A 19,830-nucleotide genomic window follows, 5' to 3' on the forward strand; every position below is an offset into this window, starting at 1 on the left:
CGACCGTGCGCGACAGAGCGGTCGAGCGGATCGGAGCGCCGATCAGAGCGCCAGCTGCACCGCGGCCAGTCCCATCGCCGCGATCGCCGCCCACGACACCAGGGCGACGAGGAGAGCACGCCACCCCGTCGTCACGAGCGCGCGCACCCGGACGGCGCTGCCGAGCGCGAAGAGGGCCGCGGCGAGGAGCCAGGTCTGCGCGGTGTCGGCGGCGGCGAGCAGTCCCTCCGGCAGGGGGAGGAGCGTGCGCAGCAGCACCGCGGCGAGGAACCCGACCACGAACAGCGGCACGATCGCCGGGCGCGTCCCGCCGGTCCCGCCTCGGCGCCTCGTGACCGCCGCCGCCACCGCGACCATCGGCGCCAGCATGACCACTCGGGTGAGCTTCACCACGACCGCCACGGCCAGCGCCGACGCTCCGGCCACCTGGGCCGTCGCCACGACCTGGCCCACGTCGTGGACCGAGGCGCCGACCCAGTGCCCGAACTGCACGTCGGAGAGCCCGAGCGGCTGCTGCAGTGCGGGGAGCACCGCGATCGCGAGCGTGCCGCAGAGCGTCACCAGCGCGACCGGCGTCGCCTGCTCCTGCTCCTTCGCCCGGGTCGCTCCGGCCATCGCGCCGATCGCCGAGGCCCCGCAGATCGAGAAGCCCGCCGCGAGCAGCAGCGGCTCCTGCCCGGGCAGCCGGAGCACCCGGCCCAGCGCCCAGGTCAGGCCGAAGGTGGCCAGGACGATCCCGACCACGACCAGGATCGCGCCCCAGCCCAGCGCAGCGATGTCGATCAGAGAGAGCTTCAGCCCGAGCAGGACGATGCCGGCGCGCATCAGCGAGCGGGACGAGAACTTCAGGCCCGGCGCCAGCGCCCCGCTCAGCAGGGGGCGCGCCGCGGGCAGCTGCGCCACGAGGATCCCGAGCGCGACCGCCGCGGTCAGCATCGGCACTGCCGGCACCGTCGCGTGCAGCAGGGCCGCGATCACCGCCGCGACGGCGCAGGCCGCGACTCCCGGGCCCAGCCGCCGGATCAGACCCACGAGGGCAGCCACATGTGGGCCTGCCAGAAGGTGAAGGACGTCTGCGCGCCGATCCAGAGCGGCAGGAAGTAGGCCGTCAGCGCGGCCGCCGCCACCGCGAAGACGAGCACCACGAGGACGCCCCGGGTGCGCCGCCTCCGCTCGTCGCCCGGACTCCCGATCACGATCCCGGCCGTCAGCGCCAGCGCCAGCATCATGTAGGGCTCGAAGACGACGCAGTAGAACTGGAACACCGTGCGGTCGAGGTAGAGCAGCCACGGCAGGTAGCCCGCGACGATCCCCATCAGCACGAAGCCGGCGCGCCACTCCCGGTACCGCGCGAGCCGGTAGAGGAGGTACACCAGCGCCAGGACTCCGGCGTACCAGATGAGCGGATTGGCGACCGAGGTGATCGCCTCGTCGCAGCGTGCGGCGGTGCAGCCGTCGACGCCGGTCGCCTGGTCGACGAAGTACATGCTGGTCGGTCGGAGCATGAGCAGCCAGGTGAGCGGGTTCGCCTCGTAGGGGTGCGAGGCCCGCAGGTTGATCGAGTAGTCGTACATCTGCACGTGGTAGTGCCAGAGGCTCTGCGCCCAGTCCGGCACCCACGCGAGAGCCCCGGTCCAGGCGTTGCCGGGGGCCTCCGACGCCCACTGCCGGGCCCATCCGCCGGAGGTGCGCAGCCAGCCCGTCCAGGTGACGAGGTAGGCGATCAGGGCGATCGGCACGACCAGGAGGAAGGTGACCGGACCCTGCTTGAGGATCGCGCCGCTGCCCCAGAACGGCACGCCCGCACGGCGCCGCATCAGCGCGTCGACGACCACCGCGTACACGCCGTACGCCGCGAGGAAGTAGACGCCCGTCCACTTCACGCCCGCGGCCAGGCCGAAGAGCACGCCGGCCGCGAGCAGCCAGGGCCGCCACCACAGGACCGGCCCCCAGCTCGGCAGCACTCCCGCCGCCACCTTCCGCGCCAGCTGCAGCTCGGCCCAGCGCCGGTCCAGCAGCACCGCCGCGACCCCGCAGAGCGCGACGAACATCAGGATCCCGTCCAGGAGCGACACCCGCGACATCACGATCGCGTGGCCGTCGAGCGCGAGCATCAGCCCCGCGAAGGAGGACAGGAGGGTGGAGCGGAACAGGAGGCGGCCGATCACGATCACCAGCGCGACGGCGAGGATCCCCACGACGGCGGTCGCGACGCGCCAGCCGACGCTGTCGTCCGCGCCGAACACGCCCATCCCGAGCCCGATGATCCACTTGCCCAGCGGCGGATGCACCACGAAGGACGGCGCCCCCGTGAAGGTGTCCACGTCGCCGGCCGCGAAGCCGGGGTCCGGGTTCTCGGGCCAGGCGCCCTCGAACCCGAGGTTCCAGAGGGTCCAGGCGTCCTTCACGTAGAAGGTCTCGTCGAACACGAGCGAGCGCGGGTGGCCGAGGTTCCACAGCCGCAGCACCGCGGCCAGTGCGACCACCAGCAGCGGCAGTCCGAGCTCGTACAGCCGGCGGCCCGCGGGGGAGGCGACGAGCCGGGTGTGCAGGTCGTCGAACCAGGAGCCGCGCGGCACGTCCGGGAGCGGGGTGCGCTCGCGCGGTGCGGACGCCTCGGCGGGCTCCACCGGGACCGAGCGCGCCGATCCCGCCGCGTCCAGGAGCAGGTCGTCGAAGTCGCGCTGCGGTCGGTCCGTCACCCGGCCATGCTAACGGGGCGCCTCCTCCCGGGACGGCGGCGATCCGCGGCGGGAGGCCCCGGACCCGGCCTGGGAGACTGGCGGCATGATCATCCTCGCCGGCACTCCCATCGGAAACCTCGGCGACGCCTCCCGCCGGCTCGTGGAGGCGCTGGGCTCCGCCCGCCACGTCGCCGCCGAGGACACGCGCGTGACCATCCAGCTGATGCGCGCCCTGGGCGTCGAGAACCGGCCCGCCCTCTACGCCCTGCACGACCACAACGAGCGCGAGCGCGCCGCCGAGCTGGTGGAGCTGGCCCGCGAGGAGGACCTGCTCGTGCTGAGCGATGCTGGCATGCCCACGGTCTCGGACCCGGGCTACCACCTGGTCGAGGCGGCGGTGGCGGCGGGAGTCGCGGTCACCGCGCTGCCCGGTCCCTCGGCGGTGCTCATGGCGCTCGCCGTGTCCGGGCTCCCGACGGACCGCTTCAGCTTCGAGGGGTTCCTGCCCCGCCGGCACGGCGAGCGGGTCTCGACCTTCCGGGCGCTCGTCGACGAGCGGCGCACCATGGTCTTCTTCGAGTCCCCGCACCGGATCGGCGACGCGCTCGCCGACCTGGTCGAGGCGATGGGCCCGGAGCGGCGCGTCGTCGTCTGCCGCGAGCTCACCAAGATGTTCGAGGAGGTCCGTCGCGGCACGGCGGCCGAGCTGGCCGAGTGGGCGGCCGACGGCCTGCGCGGCGAGATCTGCCTGGTCGTCGAGGGAGCCCCCGCGAGGGAGGCGTCGCTCGAGGACGCGCTGGCCGACGTGCTGGCCCGCGTCGAGGCCGGATCGCGGCTCAAGGAGGCGTCGGCCGAGGTCGCCGAGATCACGGGGCTCTCGCGCCGCGCTCTCTACGAGGCGGCGCTCGCCTCCCGCCGCGGCTGAGAGCTCCCTCCCAGACGGCGCCCGCGGCCGGTCGTCCACGGCCTCCGTCACACGCCGGGAGCGGTGCCCCGCGGTGAATAGGATGGTCGCCATGTCCGACGGCGCCTCCTTCTACCTCACGACCCCGATCTTCTACGTGAACGACGTCCCGCACATCGGGCACGCGTACACCGAGGTCGCCGCCGACGTGCTCACCCGCTGGCACCGCCAGGCGGGCGACGACACCTGGCTGCTGACCGGCACCGACGAGCACGGCCAGAAGATCCTCCGCACCGCCACCGCCAACGGCACGACCCCCCAGGAGTGGGCCGACCGCCTCGTGAGGACCGCCTGGCAGCCGCTGCTCGAGACCATCGACATCGCCAACGACGACTTCATCCGCACCACGGACGCGCGGCACGAGGTCAACGTCCAGAAGTTCCTGCAGAAGCTGTACGACGAGGACGCGATCTACACCGGCGAGTACGAGGGCTACTACTGCGTGGGCTGCGAGGAGTACAAGCAGCTGTCCGACCTCGAGGAGGGCACCGGCGACTACGCCGGCCAGTACGTCTGCAAGATCCACTCGAAGCCGGTCGAGCTGCTGAAGGAGAAGAACTACTTCTTCAAGATGAGCGAGTACACCGAGCGGCTGCTCGCGCTCTACGAGGAGCGTCCCGACTTCGTCCAGCCCGAGTCGGCGCGCAACGAGGTCGTGAGCTTCGTCCGCCAGGGCCTGGCCGACCTGTCGATCTCCCGCTCCAGCTTCGACTGGGGCGTGAAGGTCCCGTGGGACGACTCCCACGTGGTCTACGTCTGGTTCGACGCGCTGCTCAACTACATCACCGCGGTCGGCTACGGCCAGGACGAGGCGGAGTTCGAGCGCCGCTGGCCCGCGACCCACATCGTCGGCAAGGACATCCTGCGCTTCCACGCGGTGATCTGGCCCGCCATGCTCATGGCCGCGGGCCTCGAGGTCCCCCGGCAGGTGTTCGGCCACGGCTGGCTGCTGGTCGGCGGCGAGAAGATGTCGAAGTCGAAGCTCACCGGCATCGCGCCCGAGCAGATCACCGACACCTTCGGCTCCGACGCCTTCCGCTACTACTTCCTCCGGGCCATCACCTTCGGCCAGGACGGCTCGTTCTCATGGGAGGACCTGTCGGCGCGCTACCAGTCCGAGCTCGCGAACGGCTTCGGCAACCTCGCCTCGCGGGTCGTCGCGATGCTGCACCGCTACTACGACGGCGTCGTGCCTGCGCCGGGCGAGCCGACCGAGGCGGAGGAGCGCGTGCAGCGCATCGTCGCCGAAGCCGCCGCGTCGGCCGACCGGTCGATCGACGCGCTCGCGATCCACGATGCGATCACCGCCGTGTGGAGCATCGTCGAGGAGCTCAACGGCTACATCACCGAGCAGGAGCCGTGGGCACTCGCCAAGCACGAGGAGCGCGAGCGCCTCGGCACGGTGCTCTACACCGCGACGGAGGGGCTCCGCGCCCTGGCCGTGCTGCTCTCGCCGGTCGTGCCGCGCGCGACGGCGTCCCTCTGGGAGGCGCTCGGCGTGACGGAGTCGCTGGGCGCCCTCACCGCGCAGCCGATCCGCGAGGCGGGCCGGTGGGGAGTCCTCCCCGTCGGCACCACCGTCGGCACGCTCGCCGCGCTCTTCCCGCGCATCGAGGCTCCCGCGTCCTGACGGCCGCGCCTCGACCCGTGGACCGAGCAGCCGAGCGGTGCGGACTCGCCGGCGGAGGATCCGCAGGGGAGTGCCCGACGGCCGTGATCCGAACGCGAGGGGCCGGGTGCGAGCGGTCCTCCGCTCCGGGGACGGCGGGGCGCTGATGACGCGCGAGGTCCTCGACGCTCTCGAGCAGGCGGCCGAGCTCACCCGGCGCCACGTCGGGCACCCGGAGCGCGCCGCCGCGCTCGCCCTGCGCCTGCACCGGGTGACCGCTCCGACCGAGCTCGTCTACACCCGGTTCCCGCCGACCCTCAGCCTGGTTCTGGCCGGCCGGAAGCGCTCGGTGGTCGGCGACTCCGACGAGCGGTGGGGCGCCGGCCGCTTCCTGATCACCCCCGTCGATCTGCCGGTGGTGGCGGCCGTCGTGGAGACCGGCGACCGCGGCGACTTTCTGTCGGCCAACTGGCGTCTCGACCCGCTCGTGGTGGCCGAGATCGCGGCGCTCGCCCCCCGGACGGCCCCGCGGGCTCCCGCCCCGCGGATCGGCACGGTCACGGAGGAGATGGCCGACTCGCTGCGCCGACTCTTCCGTCTGCTCGACGCCCCCGCCGACATCCCGGTGCTGGCCCCCGCGATCACGCGCGAGCTCGTGCTGCGGCTGCTGCAGACGGACCAGGCGCCCCGGCTGCTGGCCGCGTCCAGCACCGTCCGCTCGGAGGCCGTCTCCCGTGCGGTCGAGGCGATGAGCGCGTCGCTCTCGCGCGGCTGGACCCTCGGCGCGCTCGCCGCGGAGGCGGGCACCAGCGTGCCCACGCTCACCCGCCGCTTCCGCGAGCTGACCGGGATGTCGCCGTTGGGCTACCTGCGGCGGCTCCGCCTGGGGGAGGCCAGGAGACTGCTCCTGGTCCGGGGCGACACCGCCGCGCAGGCCGCGGCCGCGGTCGGCTACGCGAGCGCGTCGCACTTCGGGCGCGACTACCGCCGTGCCTACGAGACGACCCCCGCGGCCGACGCCGCGCTCCACCCCGGGCCGCTCGTCCAGATCCACTGAGCGGCGGGCGCTGTCGCGGGGACTCCGAGCGGCGCGTGCCGCGGCGTCAGACGCGGGCGCCGACGATGCCTCCGTCGACGTCGAGCGTCGTGCCGTGGACGTACGAGGCCTCGTCCGAGACGAGCCAGCGCACGGCCAGGGCGATCTCGTCCGGACGTCCGGGCCGGCCGGCGGGGGCGGACGCGGTCATCTGCTCTAGGATCGCCGCGGCGTGCTCGTTGCCGGGCGTGAGAGTCGCGCCGGGCGCGACGGCGACCACGCGCACGCCGCTCGGGCCGTACTCGGCCGCCCACGCCCGCGTGAGGTGCTCCAGCGCCGCCTTGGTCGCGGGGTAGAGCGCGGTCCCCGGCGTTCCCACCCGTCCCATCCACGAGGTGATGTTGACGACCACTCCGCTCCCGCGCTCGGCCATGGCCGGGGCGATCGCCGCGACGAGCTGGTGCGGCACGCGGATGTTCGTGGTGAGGAGGGACTCGACATCGGCGTCGCTGAGGTCGGCGGTCGGCCCCACCGGGAACACTCCGGCGTTGTTGACGAGAACGTCGATCCGCCCGTCGAGGAGGGTCAGCGCCCGCTCGGCGACGGCGCGGGTCTCCTCCGGCGTGCCCGCGAGGTCGGCGACGAGCGCGGAGGCGGTGCCCCCGTCGGCGCGGATGCCGCGGACGACGGACCCGACCCGCTCGGGGTCGCGTCCGTGCACGAGGACGTGAGCGCCGGCCCCGGCGAGCCGGCGGGCGATGGCTGCGCCGATCCCGCTCGAGGATCCGGTGACGAGGGCGTGGCGCCCGGCGAGGGAGCCGGGTGCGGAGTGGGCGAGGAGCTCGGTGTCTGTCATGGCTCCAGCCTCCCGGCGGCGCGGGAGGCGGGCTGTCCCGATCCGATCGGGTGCTGACCCGATCCGCTCAGGGCGCCTCAGCGGCCGCCTCTCGGCCCTCGTCCACCCGGGACTCCGGTCCGCGCGAGCCCTCCCGGTAGCCTGGAGCGCATGACCGACAGCCAGCACGTCCGCTCCCGCGAGGCCTCGTCCGGCCGCGACCTGACGTACCCGCCGCTGCCCGAGGCGCTCGTCGTCCCCGTCTACGACAACCACACGCACCTCGAGATCGCCGACGGCCTCGAGCCGCTCGACCAACGCGAGCAGCTCGACCGGGCCTCCACCGTCGGGGTCCGCGGCGTCGTCCAGGTCGGCACGGACGTCGAGACGAGCCGCTGGTCGGCCGAGCAGGCGGCGAGCGAGCCGCGCATGCTGGCCGCCGTCGCGATCCACCCCAACGAGGCGCCCGAGCTGGAGCAGCGCGGCGAGCTCGACGCCGCCCTCGCCGTGATCGCCGAGCTGGCGGAGCAGCCGCGGGTGCGCGCCATCGGCGAGACCGGGCTCGACTTCTTCCGCACCGGCGAGAGCGGCCGCGCCGCGCAGTTCCGCTCCTTCGAGGAGCACATCCGCATCGCGAAGGAGCACGACCTCGCGCTGCAGATCCACGACCGCGACGCGCACCGCGAGGTCATCGAGACCCTGCGCCGCGTCGGCGCCCCCGAGCGCACCGTCTTCCACTGCTTCTCCGGGGACGCGGAGATGGCGCGGATGTGCACGGACGAGGGCTGGTACCTCTCCTTCGCCGGCACCGTGACGTTCAAGAACGCCGAGCCGCTGCGGGAGGCGCTCGTCGCGACCCCGCGGCACCTCATCCTGGTCGAGACCGACGCGCCCTACCTCACTCCGTCGCCCTTCCGGGGCCGCCCGAACGCGCCCTACCTCCTCCCGCACACCCTGCGCTCGATGGCCGCGACCCTCGAGACCGACGTCGGCCACCTGGCCGCGACGATCGCCTCGAACACGGAGGCCGTGTACGGCGAGTGGGGCGGCGAGGTCGGCTCCGAGCCGACGGAGCCGGTCGGACCCCTCGCATGAGCGGCCGCCACGCCGCCGAGCCGACGGCCGCCGCGATCCCGCGCCTGCTGGGCCCGGCCGAGATCCGCGACCTCGCCGGCTTGCTCGACGTCACGCCGACCAAGAAGCTCGGCCAGAACTTCGTGCACGACGCCAACACGGTCCGCCGCATCGTCAAGCTCGCTCGGGTGCGCCCGGGGGAGACCGTCGTCGAGATCGGCCCCGGCCTCGGATCGTTGACCCTCGGCCTGCTCGAGGCGGGCGCGCAGGTCGTGGCCGTCGAGATCGACGGGCGCCTCGCCGAGCAGCTGCCGCGCACCGTCGAGCTGATGGCGCCGGGCGCCGATCTCGCGGTCGTGCACGCCGACGCGATGAAGGTGCTCGACCTGCCGGGGGAGCCGGTCCGGCTCGTCGCCAACCTCCCGTACAACATCTCGGTGCCGGTGCTCCTGCACTTCCTCGAGCACTTCGCCAGCATCCGGTCCGGAGTGGTGATGGTGCAGTCCGAGGTCGGGCACCGGCTCGCCGCCGGTCCCGGCTCCAAGGTCTACGGCGGCCCGAGCGTCAAGGCGGCGTGGTTCGGCTCCTGGACGACGGGCGGCGCGGTCTCGCGTCAGATCTTCTGGCCGGTGCCGAACGTCGACAGCGTGCTCGTCGCGTTCGACCGCGGCGAGGAGCCGGGCGACGAGACCCTGCGCCGCGCCGTCTTCGCGGTTGTCGACGCGGCGTTCGCGCAGCGGAGGAAGATGCTCCGCCAGTCGCTCGCGACCCTCTTCGGCGACAGCGCCGCGGCGATCGTCGCGCTCGAGCGGGCCGGCGTCCCGCAGACCGCGCGCGGCGAGGAGCTGGACGTCGCCGCCTTCGTCCGCCTGGGCCGCGAGCTCGATCCGGCGCGGGTCCCCGTGCGCGGCGCGGCGGTGCCCGACGGGTCGCCGGCGGAGACCGACGGGGACGACGCGGACGGCGATGGGGAGCCCGCCCCGGGTGCGGACGAGGGCGCCTCCGCCACCCTGTAGCGTGGATGCATGGCCCACCGCGCGACGTCGAACCGGGTCCACGCGCGGGCGCCCGGCAAGATCAACGTGTTCCTCAAGGTCGGCGCCGTGCGCGACGACGGGTACCACGAGCTGGCCACCGCGTTCCAGTCGCTCTCCCTCTACGAGGACGTGTTCGCGGAGGAGGCGGCCGACTTCTCGGTCTCCTTCTCGGGCTCGATCGACACCTCCCGCCTGGCCGTCGACGGCTCCAACCTCGCGATCAAGGCGGCTCGGGCGCTCGCCCGGGCGACCGGCTACCGCGGCGGCGTGCACCTCGAGATCGAGAAGAACGTCCCCATCGCCGGCGGCATGGGCGGCGGCTCGGCCGACGCTGCCGCGACCCTCCTCGCCTGCGACGCGCTCTGGGGCACGGCGTGCACGAGGGAGCAGCTGCTCGGCATCGCCGCGAGCCTCGGCGCCGACGTCCCCTTCTCCTTCACCGGCGGCACCGCGATCGGGGTCGGCCGCGGCGATGAGCTGAGCCCGGCGCTCGCCAAGGGCCGCTTCGAGTGGGTGCTGGTCCTCTCGGAGGAGGGCCTGTCGACCCCCGAGGTCTACAGCGAGCTCGACCGGCACCGCGAGCGCCACCTGCACGACTTCCGCCCGATCTCGGCGACCCCCGCCATCGATCCCAACGTTCTGCAGGCCCTCCGCGCCGGCGATGCCGCCATGCTCGCCGACGCGATGCACAACGACCTGCAGGCGCCGGCGCTGCACCTGCAGCCCGGGCTCGCCCGCATCCTCGAGCTCGGCGAGGGCCGCGGAGCGCTCGGCGGCCTCGTCTCGGGGTCCGGCCCGACCGTCGCGTTCCTCGCTCCGGACGCCGATGCGGCGGCCGACCTGCAGCGCGAGCTGAGCTCCGCGCGGCTGAGCGCCGTGCGGGTGTCCGGCCCGGTCCACGGGGCTCGCCTGCTCTCGACCTAGTCGCGGAGGCGGTGCCTCCGGAGCGGGGCTCGCGAGCCTCGCGCCCGGCGTCCTCCACAGACGGTCCGCAGAGAAGTTCCGACCTCGTGGCTTAGAGTGCCGCTCATGTCCCGCCGAGCCACCCTCTTCGCGATCCTCTCCGGGATCGTGGCCGCCGTCGTCGCCCTCGCGGCCGCCGAGGTCGTCGCGGTCTTCACCGGAGCGGGCGGCAGTCCGCTGGTCGCGGTCGGCGGCTTCGTCATCGACATCGTGCCCCCGGGCGTGAAGGACACGGTCATCGCGCTCTTCGGCACCGGCGACAAGCTCGTGCTGCTGGTCTCGATCGGCCTCGCGATCGCGCTGCTGGCCGTCGGCGCCGGGGTCCTCGAGTACCGCCGCCCGCCGTTCGGCGTGCTGCTGCTGGCCGTCGTCGCGGGCGCCGGTGCGCTCGCCGCCGTCAGCCGCGAGGGCGCGTCCGGGATCGACGCGGCGCCGAGCGTCGTGGGCATGGTGGCCGGTGCCGCGGTGCTCCGCTCGGCCTCCGTCCGCCTCCGCGGCTGGCAGGAGGAGCGCGAGAGCGACTCCCCGGACCGCCGGTCGTTCCTCCGCCTGGTCGGGATCGCCGGAGTCGCCGCGGTCGCCGCCGGCATCGGCGCCCGCTTCCTCACGTCCGCCTCCGCCGCCGTCACCGCCGTGCGCGAGGCCGTGTCCCTGCCGGCTCCCGCCTCGGCCGCCGCGCCCGTCGCGGCCGGCGCCGTGCTCGACGACATCGACGGCATCAGCTCCTACGTCACTCCCAACTCCTCGTTCTACCGGATCGACACCGCGCTCTCGGTGCCGTCGGTCGAGCCCGCCGACTGGTCGCTGAAGATCACCGGCATGGTGGAGGAGGAGATCGAGATCACCTGGGACGAGCTGCTCGCGCTGCCGCTCGAGGAGCACCTGGTCACCCTGTCCTGCGTGTCCAACGAGGTCGGCGGCGACCTGATCGGCACCGCCCTCTGGCTGGGCTACCCGATCCGCGAGCTGCTGGCCCGGGCCCGGCCGACCGCCGGCGCCGACATGGTGCTCTCGCGGAGCATCGACGGCTTCACCGCCTCCAGCCCGCTCGACGTGCTGCAGGACGAGGACCGCGCGAGCCTGCTCGCCGTCGGGATGAACGGCGAGCCGCTCCCGGTCGAGCACGGCTTCCCCGTCCGGATGGTCGTCCCCGGCCTGTACGGCTACGTCTCGGCGACGAAGTGGGTCGTCGAGCTGAAGGTCACGACCTTCGCGGAGGACCTGGCGTACTGGTCGACGCGCGGCTGGACCGAGCGCGGTCCGATCAAGATCGAGTCGCGGATCGACGTGCCGCGCCAGGGCCAGCCCGTCGAGGCGGGGACGGTCGCCGTGGCGGGAGTCGCCTGGGCGCCGCACACCGGCATCGCGAAGGTGGAGGTGCAGATCGACGGCGGCGCCTGGCAGGAGGCGCGCCTCGCCGAGCAGGTCACCGCGGACACGTGGATCCAGTGGGTCCTCGAGTGGGACGCGACGGTCGGCGACCACGTCGTGACCGTGCGCGCCACCGACGCGGACGGCACGGTGCAGACCACGGTCGAGCGCCCGCCCGCTCCCGACGGCGCCACGGGACTGCACCGCCGCTCGGTGTCCGTCTCGGAGCCGGCACCCGCGGGCTGAGGTCCGGGGGCCGCGACCCGGCCGCACTGTGATCGACCCGCGGCGGACCGCTCAGGCGGCACCGCCTAGGCTGGATCCCTATGGCACATCTGCTGGGCGCCGAGGCGCTGCGACTCGAGTACCCCACACGCGTGATCTTCGACGACGTCTCCCTGGGGATCGAGGAGGGCGACCGCATCGGGATCGTCGGACGCAACGGCGACGGCAAGTCGACCCTCCTGCGCCTGCTCGCTCAGCGCATCGAGCCGGACAGCGGCCGCGTCACGCACCGCCGCGGCGTCACGCTCGGGATGCTCGACCAGGCCGACACGGTCGACGAGGACCTCACCGTCGCCCAGGCCGTCGTCGGCGGGCTCCAGGAGCACGAGTGGGCGGGCGACGCGCGCACCCGAGACGTGATCGCGGGCCTGCTGCGCGACGTCCCCTGGGACGGAGTGGTCGGCTCCCTCTCGGGCGGGCAGCGGCGCCGGGTCGCCCTCGCGAAGCTGCTCGTCGGCGACTGGGACGTCGTCTTCCTCGACGAGCCCACCAACCACCTCGACGTCGAGGGCATCGCCTGGCTCGCCGAGCACCTCAAGCGCCGCTGGGCGGCGTCGTCGGGCGGGCTCGCGGTCGTCACCCACGACCGGTGGTTCCTCGACGAGATCTGCACCGCCACCTGGGAGGTGCACGACCGTCTCGTCGAGCCGTTCGAGGGCGGGTACGCGGCGTACATCCTGCAGCGAGTGGAGCGCGACCGGATGGCCTCGACCATGGAGGCCAAGCGCCAGAACCTGATGAAGAAGGAGCTCGCCTGGCTCCGCCGCGGCGCCCCCGCCCGCACGGCCAAGCCCAAGTTCCGGATCGACGCCGCGAACCAGCTGATCGAGGACGAGCCCCCGGTGCGCGACTCGGTCTCGCTCTCGCAGCTCGCCGTCTCCCGCCTGGGCAAGGACGTCGTCGACCTGCTGGACGTCACGGTCCGCTACGGCGAGCGGACCGTCCTCAACCGCATCGAGTGGCGGATCGCGCCCGGCGAGCGCACCGGCATCCTCGGCGTGAACGGCGCCGGCAAGTCGACTCTCCTGGGCCTGGTCGCGGGCAGCGTGGAGCCGACGAGCGGCCGGGTGAAGCGCGGCACCACCGTGCGCGTCGCGATCCTCGACCAGCAGCTGCGCGAGCTGACCGGGGTCCAGCACCGGCCCGTCCGCGAGATCATCGCGGAGCAGCGCACCAGCTACTCCATCGGCGGCAAGGAGATGACCCCGGGCCAGCTGCTCGAGCGGCTCGGCTTCTCGAGCGCGCAGCTCTCGACGCCGGTGAAGGACCTCTCGGGCGGTCAGCGCCGGAGGCTTCAGCTCCTGCTCATCCTGCTCAGCGAGCCCAACGTGCTGATCCTCGACGAGCCGACCAACGACCTCGACACCGACATGCTCGCCGCGATCGAGGACCTGCTCGACTCCTGGCCGGGCACCCTGCTCGTCGTCTCGCACGACCGGTACCTGCTCGAGCGCGTCACCGACCAGCAGTACGCCGTGATGGACGGCGCGTTCCGCCACCTGCCCGGCGGCGTCGAGCAGTACCTCGACCTGCGCCGCGCGCTCGAGAAGGGCGCGCCCGCGGGGGCCTCGTCGGGCTCCTCCTCCGGCGCGCCGGCGCCGAGCGGACTCGCGGGGGCCGAGCGCCGCACCGCCGAGAAGGAGGTGTCGGCGATCGACCGGCGCCTGCACAAGCTCACGCAGCTGACGAAGACCGTGCACGAGAAGATGGCGACGCACGACCAGGACGACTACGACGGGATCCTGGCGCTGAACGCCTCGCTCCGCGCCTACGAGGACGAGACGGCAGAGCTCGAGCTGCGCTGGCTGGAGCTCTCGGAGCAGCTCGAGGGCTGACGCCGCTTTTCTCCGCGGCACCGGCAGCTGTCCCGTACCGCGTGGGCGGGCCGCCGTCGCGGGCCCGTACCGACCGGCTCAGCCGAAGTCGAGGGAGAGCTTCCGGAGGAGCTGCGCCAGCCGCTCCTGCTGGGCGTGGGTGAGCGCGCCGAGCAGCTCCTGCTCCGCGTCGACCAGGCGGGTGATCGCCGCGTCGACCCGGGCGAGCCCCGACGGCGTCATCTGCACCAGCACGCCGCGCCCGTCGTTCGGGTCGTCGAGGCGCTCGACCAGGTCGCGCTCGACCAGCCGGTCGATGCGGTTGGTCATGGTCCCGCTGGTGACCATGGTCGCCTGGAGGAGCTGCTTGGGGCTCATCCGGTAGGGCGCGCCCGCGCGCCGCAGGGCCGAGAGCACGTCGAACTCCCACGTCTCGAGCTCCGACCGGCCGAAGGCGCTGCCGCGCGCGCGCTCGAGCTGCTTGGCCAGCCGGCGCATCCGCGAGAAGACCTGGAGCGGCGTGAAATCGAGATCGGGCCGCTCCCGGACCCAGGCGTCGACGATCCCGTCGACCTCGTCATTCGCACTCACCCGTCCATTGTGGCGGCTGGGCGGCCCGGGGGACGCCGGGAGGCGGACGGGCCGGGAGGCGGACGGGCCGGGAGGCGGGGACCTCCCGGGCCGCCGTCGTCCGCCCGAGCGACGGCCGCCCGCGCCCGAGGCGGGGCCGGGGGCGCGGGGGTGGCAGGATGGACGGCGCGCGATCGCGCGGTCCGCCATGGTGTAACGGCAGCACGGCAGCCTTTGGAGCTGTCCGGTCCAGGTTCGAATCCTGGTGGCGGAGCGGCACCAGGACGGTGCGCTCACGGAGGAGAACGCGAAGAACATGGCAGACAGCACGCTCGCCGTCGTGATCCTGGCGGCAGGCCAGGGCACCCGCATGAAGTCCCGCACCCCGAAGGTCCTGCACCGCCTCGCCGGGAGGCCGCTGCTCGGGCACGTGCTCGACACGGCCGCCTCGCTCGACGCGGCGCACGTCGTCACCGTGGTGCGCCACGAGCGCGACCGGGTCGCCGAGGCCGTCCTCGAGCACACCCCCTCCGCGCTGGTGGTGGACCAGGACGAGACGCCCGGCACCGGCCGCGCGGTCGAGCAGGGCCTCGCGGCGCTCCCGGCATCCTTCGCCGGCACGGTCGTCGTGCTGAGCGCCGACGTCCCGCTGCTGGACGCGCCGACCCTCCGCCGCCTGGTCGACGAGCACCTCGCCGCGGCGAACGCGCTCACCATGCTCTCCTGCGTGCTCGAGGACCCGACCGGCTTCGGCCGGATCGTCCGCGGCGGCGACGGCGCCTTCGCCTCCATCGTCGAGCAGAAGGACGCGAGCCCCGACGAGCTCGACCTCACCGAGATCAACGCCGGCGTCTACGCCTTCGACGCCGCCGCGCTCCGCTCGGTCATCGGCGCGATCGGCACCGAGAACGCCCAGCGGGAGAAGTACCTCACCGACGCCGCCGCCGCGCTCAAGGCCGCCGGTCGCGCGATCGAGGCCGTCCCCGTGCAGGACCGCTGGCTCGTGGCCGGGATCAACGACCGCGCCCAGCTCGCCGACGCGGCGCTCGAGCTCAACGCGCGCATCGTGCGCCGCTGGCAGCTCGAGGGCGTCACGATCCAGGACCCGGCGACCACCTGGATCGACGTGGACGCGGTCCTCGCCCCGGACGTCGAGATCCTCCCGGGCACGCAGATCAAGGGCCCGACCGTCATCGCCACCGGTGCGGTCATCGGCCCGGACACCACGCTCGACTCCTGCGAGGTCGGCCAGGACGCGGTCGTGAAGCGCTCCGACGCGACGCTCGCCGTCATCGGCGCGAAGGCCCAGGTCGGCCCGTTCTCGTTCCTCCGCCCCGGCACCGTGCTCGGCGCCCGCGGCAAGATCGGCACCTACGTCGAGACCAAGAACGCCGTCATCGGCGAGGGATCGAAGGTCCCGCACCTCTCCTATGTCGGCGACGCGGTCATCGGCGAGGAGTCGAACATCGGCGCCGGCTCGATCTTCGCCAACTACGACGGGGTGAGCAAGGCGTCCTCCGTGGTGGGCTCGCACGTGCGGGCGGGGTCGCACAACGTCTTCGTCGCCCCCGTTAGAATCGGTGACGGAGCGTACACGGGCGCCGGCACGGTCATCCGCAAGGACATCCCCGCCGGAGCCCTCGGGATCACCGTCGCTCCGCAGCGCAACATGGCCGGGTGGGTGCAGACCCACCGTCCGGGCACCGCAGCGGCCGACGCCGCCGAGGCGGCCCTGGCGTCGGATCCCACCGGATCCGACCAGGCGCCCACCGGAGGAAGCGGAGCACAGTGACCGGCATCACCGCCAGCAACAAGAAGAGCCTGGTCCTCGTCTCGGGGAGGGCGCATCCGGCACTGGCGGAAGCGGTCGCCGCCGAGCTCGGGACCGAGCTCGTCACGACCGAGGGGCGCACCTTCGCCAACGGCGAGCTCTACGTCCGCTACGGCGAGTCGGTCCGCGGAGGCGACGTGTTCGTCCTCCAGTCGCACACGTCCCCGATCAACGAGTGGCTGATGGAGCAGCTGATCATGGTCGACGCGCTCAAGCGCGCCTCCGCCAAGCGGATCACCGTGGTCGCCCCCTTCTACCCCTACGCGCGCCAGGACAAGAAGGGCCGCGGCCGCGAGCCGATCTCGGCCCGCCTCGTCGCCGACCTCTTCAAGGCGGCGGGAGCCGACCGGATCATGTCGGTCGACCTGCACGCGGCGCAGATCCAGGGCTTCTTCGACGGCCCCGTCGACCACCTCTTCGCGATGCCGGTGCTGCTCGAGCACTTCCGCGAGAAGCTCGACCCCTCGACCCTCACCATCGTCTCGCCCGACATGGGCCGCGTCCGCGTCGCCGACATCTGGAGCGACAAGCTCGGCGTCCCGCTGGCGATCATCCACAAGCGCCGCGACCCGAAGGTCGCCAACCAGGTCTCCGTCCACGAGATCGTCGGTGAGGTGAAGGGCCGCGTCTGCCTCCTCGTCGACGACCTCATCGACACCGGGCGCACCATCGCGAAGGCGGCCGAGGCGCTGAAGAAGGCGGGCGCGATCGGCGTGGTCGTCGCGGCCACCCACGCCGTCTTCTCGGACCCGGCGGTCGAGCTCCTGAGCTCCGAGTTCATCGACTCGGTCGTCGTCACCGACACCCTGCCGCTGCCGGCGGAGAAGACGTGGGACCGCCTGACGATCCTGCCCATCGCTCCGCTGCTGGCCCGCGCCATCCACGAGGTCTTCGACGACGGCTCCGTGACGTCGATGTTCGACGGCGACGCGTAGGACCCCGCGTCCCGGGTGCGCCCTGCACGGCGCACCCGGGTCCCGCCGCGGCTCCACCGCCTAGGGTGAGGCCGTGCCCCAGCGTTCGGATGCGACCCTCGCCCTGGCGGCGGTCTTCCTGGTCTGGTCGCCGGCCGCCGCCGCAGCGGGCTGGTGGCTGCTCCTCGGGCTCGCCGTCGCGGCGGCCGCCGCGGCTCTGAGCGCCGTCGCCGACGCCGGGCGCACCGTCCACGACGGCCCCTCCTCCGAGTGGCTCGGGATCGTCGGGCGCGCCTTCGCCTCGGCCGCGCTGGCCCTGACCGCGGCCCAGTCTGTCCTCGGTGCAGCGGCCCGGCCCCTGGCCGTCCTGCTGCTCGTGGCCGTCGCGCTCTTCGGCCTGCGCGGCGGGCGCCTCCCCGCTCGCCCGGTCCTGCTCCTCGTCGGTGCGGTCGTCGTCCTGCTGGCCGCCGCCGCCGTGATCGTGCTGGTGTCCCCTCCGGACCCCGCGCCGCTCGACCCGCTGCGCGACGGAGGGCCGCTGGGAGCCGGCACCGCCGCGGCGCTGCTCCTGATCCTCCTGCCGACCTCCCGCTCCGGCGCGGTGACGGCTCGCCGCCCCGCCCTGCTGCGCATCGGGATCGCCACGGCGGCCGCCGCCGCGCTCGGCACCGGTCTGCTCCTGGCGGCCGGTCCCGAGGTCCTCGCGTCCTCGGAGACCCCCCTGAGCGCTGTCACCCGGGGCACGCCCGCGTCCGGGCTCGTCGGGGCCGCCGCGGTGATCGCGGTCCTGCTCGCGCTCCTCGACCTCGGGAGGAGGGACGCGCGCGCCCTCGTGCGTCTCGCCGACGCAGGGGAGATGCCGGCGGTGCTCGCCGCCAGGAACCGCAGGACCGGCGTGCCCGCGGCGGCCCAGCTGGTCCTCTGCCTGGTCGCCGTGCTCGCGGTCGTGATCCTCGACGCCGACGCGCTGCTCGCCTTCGCCGTGGCCGCCCTGCTGGTGGCGACCATCGTGCGGCGCCTCGACCACGGAGCTGCCGGGGCGAGCGGCCCGGCCCTCGCGTCGGCCGCGGTCTCGCTGCTGCTCCTGCTCGCCCTCCCGGCGGCCACGGCGGCCGCCGCAGCGGTGCTCCTGGCGGCGCTCCTGATCGCGCGGGCGTTCCGGAGCTGAGGGGTCAGCCGGCCCGGGCGTCGAGCGCCCGCTCGGGGAGCCGGACGCCACCGCCCGGCTCCGCTGACGACAGGGGAGCTCCCTCCGCGACGAGGAAGGCGCCCCCGCCCGAGGATCCGTGGATCCTGCAGGCGGGGGCGCCTTCCCGTGCGACGCGGGTCAGTGCGTGGAGGGGTCCTGCTCGACCTCGGTGCGGTCACCCGACCACAGCGTGTGGAAGGTGCCCTCCCTGTCGACGCGCTTGTAGGTGTGCGCTCCGAAGAAGTCGCGCTGGCCCTGCACGAGAGCGGCCGGGAGGCGCTTGGAGGCGAGCGAGTCGTAGTACGACAGCGCGGCGCCGAAACCGGGGATCGGCACGCCAGAGAGCGCAGCGGTCGAGACGATGCGGCGCCAGGCGGCCTCGCCGTTGGCGACGGCCTCGGCGAAGTACGGGTCCTCGAGGAGGGTCGTGATGCCGGCGTTCTCGTCGTAGGCGTCGACGATGCGGTTGAGGAACTGGGCGCGGATGATGCAGCCCGCGCGCCAGATCTTGGCGACCGCTCCCTTGTCGATCTCCCAGCCGTACTTCTCGGCCCCGGCGATGATCGCGTCGAAGCCCTGCGAGTAGGCGACGACCTTGGAGGCGTAGAGCGCGGCGCGCACGTCGTCCTCGAAGCCCTCGTACTTCTCGACCGGGGTCGGGCGCGAGGTGACGCGGGCCTGCACGGCCTCGCGCTGCTCGGGGTGGGAGGACACGGCGCGGGCGAAGACGGCCTCGGCGATGCCGCCGACGGGGACGCCGAGGTCGAGCGCGTTCTGCACGGTCCAGACGCCGGTGCCCTTCGAGCCGGCCTGGTCGAGGACGACGTCGATGAAGGGATTGCCGGTGTCGGCGTCGACCTGGCGGAGCACCTCGGCGGTGATCTCGATGAGGTACGACTCGAGGTCGCCCTTGTTCCAGGCGTCGAAGACCTCGGCGATGGCGGCGGGCTCGTGTCCGCCGACGGTGCGGAGCAGGTCGTACGCCTCGGCGATGAGCTGCATGTCGGCGTACTCGATGCCGTTGTGGATCATCTTGACGAAGTGGCCGGCGCCGTCCGTGCCGATGTGGGTGACGCAGGGCTCGCCCTCGGCGACCGCGGCGATCGACGAGAGGATCGGGCCGAGGGTCCTGTAGGACTCGACCGAGCCGCCGGGCATGATCGACGGGCCCTTGAGCGCGCCCTCCTCGCCGCCGGAGATGCCGGTGCCGACGAAGTGGATGCCGGTCTCGCGGACGGCCTTCTCGCGGCGGATGGTGTCGGTGAAGAGCGCGTTGCCGCCGTCGACGATGATGTCGCCGGGCTCGAAGACCTTCGTCAGCTGCTCGATCACGGCGTCGGTGCCGCGGCCGGCCTGGACCATGATGATCGCGGTGCGCGGGGTGGCGAGCGAGGCGGCGAAGTCCTCGATGGTCTCGGACGCGACGAAGCCCGCCTCCGGGTGCTCCGTGATGAGGGTCTCGGTGCGGCCGTAGGAGCGGTTGAACACCGCGACCGTGTTGCCCTCGCGGCTGGCGAGGTTGCGGGCGAGGTTCGAGCCCATCACCGCCAGACCGACGACTCCGATGTTGGCTGTGGCGGTGGGCTTGTCAGACACGGTTCTCCTCGACGTTCGCGTTCAGGGGCGAGCCCAGGCTAGCCCCGGGTCGCTCCGG

Annotated in this window: 16 protein-coding genes and 1 tRNA gene; 12 read left to right on the forward strand and 5 right to left on the reverse strand. The window is 73.5% G+C overall.

Annotation, left to right across the window (positions count from 1 at the left end):
• Nucleotides 1–42: 42 nt before the first annotated feature.
• Nucleotides 43–1,032, reverse strand: a complete 990-nt coding sequence (locus tag C5C25_RS11070) for a YeiH family protein (RefSeq protein WP_258062883.1) — start codon at nt 1,030–1,032, stop codon at nt 43–45.
• Nucleotides 1,023–2,702, reverse strand: coding sequence for a dolichyl-phosphate-mannose--protein mannosyltransferase (locus tag C5C25_RS11075; protein ID WP_258069396.1), 1,680 nt, complete (start codon nt 2,700–2,702; stop codon nt 1,023–1,025). The genes C5C25_RS11070 and C5C25_RS11075 overlap by 10 nt, the downstream gene beginning before the upstream one ends.
• A gap of 85 nt (nt 2,703–2,787) precedes the next feature.
• On the opposite strand from C5C25_RS11075, the gene rsmI reads away from it, so the two are divergent.
• From rsmI to C5C25_RS11090, 3 genes are all read left to right on the forward strand, one after another.
• Entirely contained in the window at nt 2,788–3,609 is an 822-nt protein-coding gene (gene rsmI / locus C5C25_RS11080; RefSeq protein ID WP_104226923.1) for a 16S rRNA (cytidine(1402)-2'-O)-methyltransferase, read from the forward strand.
• Nucleotides 3,610–3,700: 91 nt separating this feature from the next.
• Nucleotides 3,701–5,278 (forward strand): methionine--tRNA ligase, encoded by a 1,578-nt coding sequence (gene metG / locus C5C25_RS11085; RefSeq protein WP_104250633.1) that lies wholly within the window; start codon nt 3,701–3,703, stop codon nt 5,276–5,278.
• A 106-nt stretch (nt 5,279–5,384) separates the two neighbouring features.
• Nucleotides 5,385–6,314, forward strand: a complete 930-nt coding sequence (locus tag C5C25_RS11090) for an AraC family transcriptional regulator (RefSeq protein ID WP_258069397.1) — start codon at nt 5,385–5,387, stop codon at nt 6,312–6,314.
• A gap of 46 nt (nt 6,315–6,360) precedes the next feature.
• On the opposite strand, the gene C5C25_RS11095 is transcribed toward C5C25_RS11090, so the two are convergent.
• Nucleotides 6,361–7,149: an SDR family NAD(P)-dependent oxidoreductase gene (locus C5C25_RS11095; protein ID WP_104222330.1), complete on the reverse strand. Its 789-nt coding sequence runs from the start codon at nt 7,147–7,149 to the stop codon at nt 6,361–6,363.
• Nucleotides 7,150–7,299: 150 nt separating this feature from the next.
• Here C5C25_RS11095 and C5C25_RS11100 point away from each other — a divergent pair, with 150 nt between their 5' ends.
• From C5C25_RS11100 to C5C25_RS11120, 5 genes are all read left to right on the forward strand, one after another.
• A complete protein-coding gene (locus tag C5C25_RS11100; RefSeq protein WP_104250634.1) occupies nt 7,300–8,223 on the forward strand; it encodes a TatD family hydrolase in 924 nt (307 codons plus the stop codon).
• A complete protein-coding gene (gene rsmA / locus C5C25_RS11105; RefSeq protein ID WP_104250635.1) occupies nt 8,220–9,218 on the forward strand; it encodes a 16S rRNA (adenine(1518)-N(6)/adenine(1519)-N(6))-dimethyltransferase RsmA in 999 nt (332 codons plus the stop codon). Before C5C25_RS11100 ends, rsmA begins: the two co-directional genes overlap by 4 nt.
• Nucleotides 9,219–9,227: 9 nt before the next feature.
• The gene (locus C5C25_RS11110) at nt 9,228–10,163 is read left to right on the forward strand and encodes a 4-(cytidine 5'-diphospho)-2-C-methyl-D-erythritol kinase (RefSeq protein WP_104222334.1); all 936 of its coding nucleotides are present in this window, start codon (nt 9,228–9,230) and stop codon (nt 10,161–10,163) included.
• 105 nt (nt 10,164–10,268) lie between these two features.
• Nucleotides 10,269–11,819, forward strand: coding sequence for a molybdopterin-dependent oxidoreductase (locus tag C5C25_RS11115; protein WP_104250636.1), 1,551 nt, complete (start codon nt 10,269–10,271; stop codon nt 11,817–11,819).
• Nucleotides 11,820–11,899: 80 nt separating this feature from the next.
• The gene (locus tag C5C25_RS11120) at nt 11,900–13,693 is read left to right on the forward strand and encodes an ABC-F family ATP-binding cassette domain-containing protein (protein WP_104250637.1); all 1,794 of its coding nucleotides are present in this window, start codon (nt 11,900–11,902) and stop codon (nt 13,691–13,693) included.
• 78 nt (nt 13,694–13,771) lie between these two features.
• On the opposite strand, the gene C5C25_RS11125 is transcribed toward C5C25_RS11120, so the two are convergent.
• Entirely contained in the window at nt 13,772–14,263 is a 492-nt protein-coding gene (locus C5C25_RS11125) for a MarR family winged helix-turn-helix transcriptional regulator (protein ID WP_104222340.1), read from the reverse strand.
• A 181-nt stretch (nt 14,264–14,444) separates the two neighbouring features.
• Between C5C25_RS11125 and C5C25_RS11130 the strand changes: the two genes are divergently transcribed.
• From C5C25_RS11130 to C5C25_RS11145, 4 genes are all read left to right on the forward strand, one after another.
• Nucleotides 14,445–14,516, forward strand: a tRNA-Gln gene (locus tag C5C25_RS11130).
• A gap of 42 nt (nt 14,517–14,558) precedes the next feature.
• Complete coding sequence (glmU, locus tag C5C25_RS11135; protein WP_104250651.1) at nt 14,559–16,034, forward strand: bifunctional UDP-N-acetylglucosamine diphosphorylase/glucosamine-1-phosphate N-acetyltransferase GlmU; 1,476 nt, start codon at nt 14,559–14,561, stop codon at nt 16,032–16,034.
• Nucleotides 16,031–17,008 carry a ribose-phosphate diphosphokinase gene (locus C5C25_RS11140; protein ID WP_104250639.1) on the forward strand — a complete coding sequence of 326 codons (978 nt, stop codon included), beginning with the start codon at nt 16,031–16,033 and terminating at the stop codon, nt 17,006–17,008. The genes glmU and C5C25_RS11140 overlap by 4 nt, the downstream gene beginning before the upstream one ends.
• Before the next feature lie 73 nt (nt 17,009–17,081).
• A complete protein-coding gene (locus C5C25_RS11145) occupies nt 17,082–18,155 on the forward strand; it encodes a hypothetical protein (RefSeq protein ID WP_104250640.1) in 1,074 nt (357 codons plus the stop codon).
• A gap of 159 nt (nt 18,156–18,314) precedes the next feature.
• Here C5C25_RS11145 and gndA read toward each other — a convergent pair whose 3' ends face one another.
• Nucleotides 18,315–19,772: an NADP-dependent phosphogluconate dehydrogenase gene (gene gndA, locus C5C25_RS11150; RefSeq protein WP_104226928.1), complete on the reverse strand. Its 1,458-nt coding sequence runs from the start codon at nt 19,770–19,772 to the stop codon at nt 18,315–18,317.
• Between the last annotated feature and the right edge of the window lie 58 nt (nt 19,773–19,830).

It is taken from the genome of Rathayibacter sp. AY2B9, from assembly GCF_002931595.1.
Classification (GTDB): domain Bacteria; phylum Actinomycetota; class Actinomycetes; order Actinomycetales; family Microbacteriaceae; genus Rathayibacter.

Coding starts and splice junctions, on each gene's coding strand:
- rsmI (WP_104226923.1), top strand. CDS start 2,788: ATGATCATCCTCGCCGGCACTCCCATCGGAAACCTCGGCGACGCCTCC.
- metG (WP_104250633.1), top strand. CDS start 3,701: ATGTCCGACGGCGCCTCCTTCTACCTCACGACCCCGATCTTCTACGTG.
- C5C25_RS11095 (WP_104222330.1), bottom strand. CDS start 7,149: ATGACAGACACCGAGCTCCTCGCCCACTCCGCACCCGGCTCCCTCGCC.
- C5C25_RS11100 (WP_104250634.1), top strand. CDS start 7,300: ATGACCGACAGCCAGCACGTCCGCTCCCGCGAGGCCTCGTCCGGCCGC.
- rsmA (WP_104250635.1), top strand. CDS start 8,220: ATGAGCGGCCGCCACGCCGCCGAGCCGACGGCCGCCGCGATCCCGCGC.
- C5C25_RS11110 (WP_104222334.1), top strand. CDS start 9,228: ATGGCCCACCGCGCGACGTCGAACCGGGTCCACGCGCGGGCGCCCGGC.
- C5C25_RS11115 (WP_104250636.1), top strand. CDS start 10,269: ATGTCCCGCCGAGCCACCCTCTTCGCGATCCTCTCCGGGATCGTGGCC.
- C5C25_RS11120 (WP_104250637.1), top strand. CDS start 11,900: ATGGCACATCTGCTGGGCGCCGAGGCGCTGCGACTCGAGTACCCCACA.
- glmU (WP_104250651.1), top strand. CDS start 14,559: ATGGCAGACAGCACGCTCGCCGTCGTGATCCTGGCGGCAGGCCAGGGC.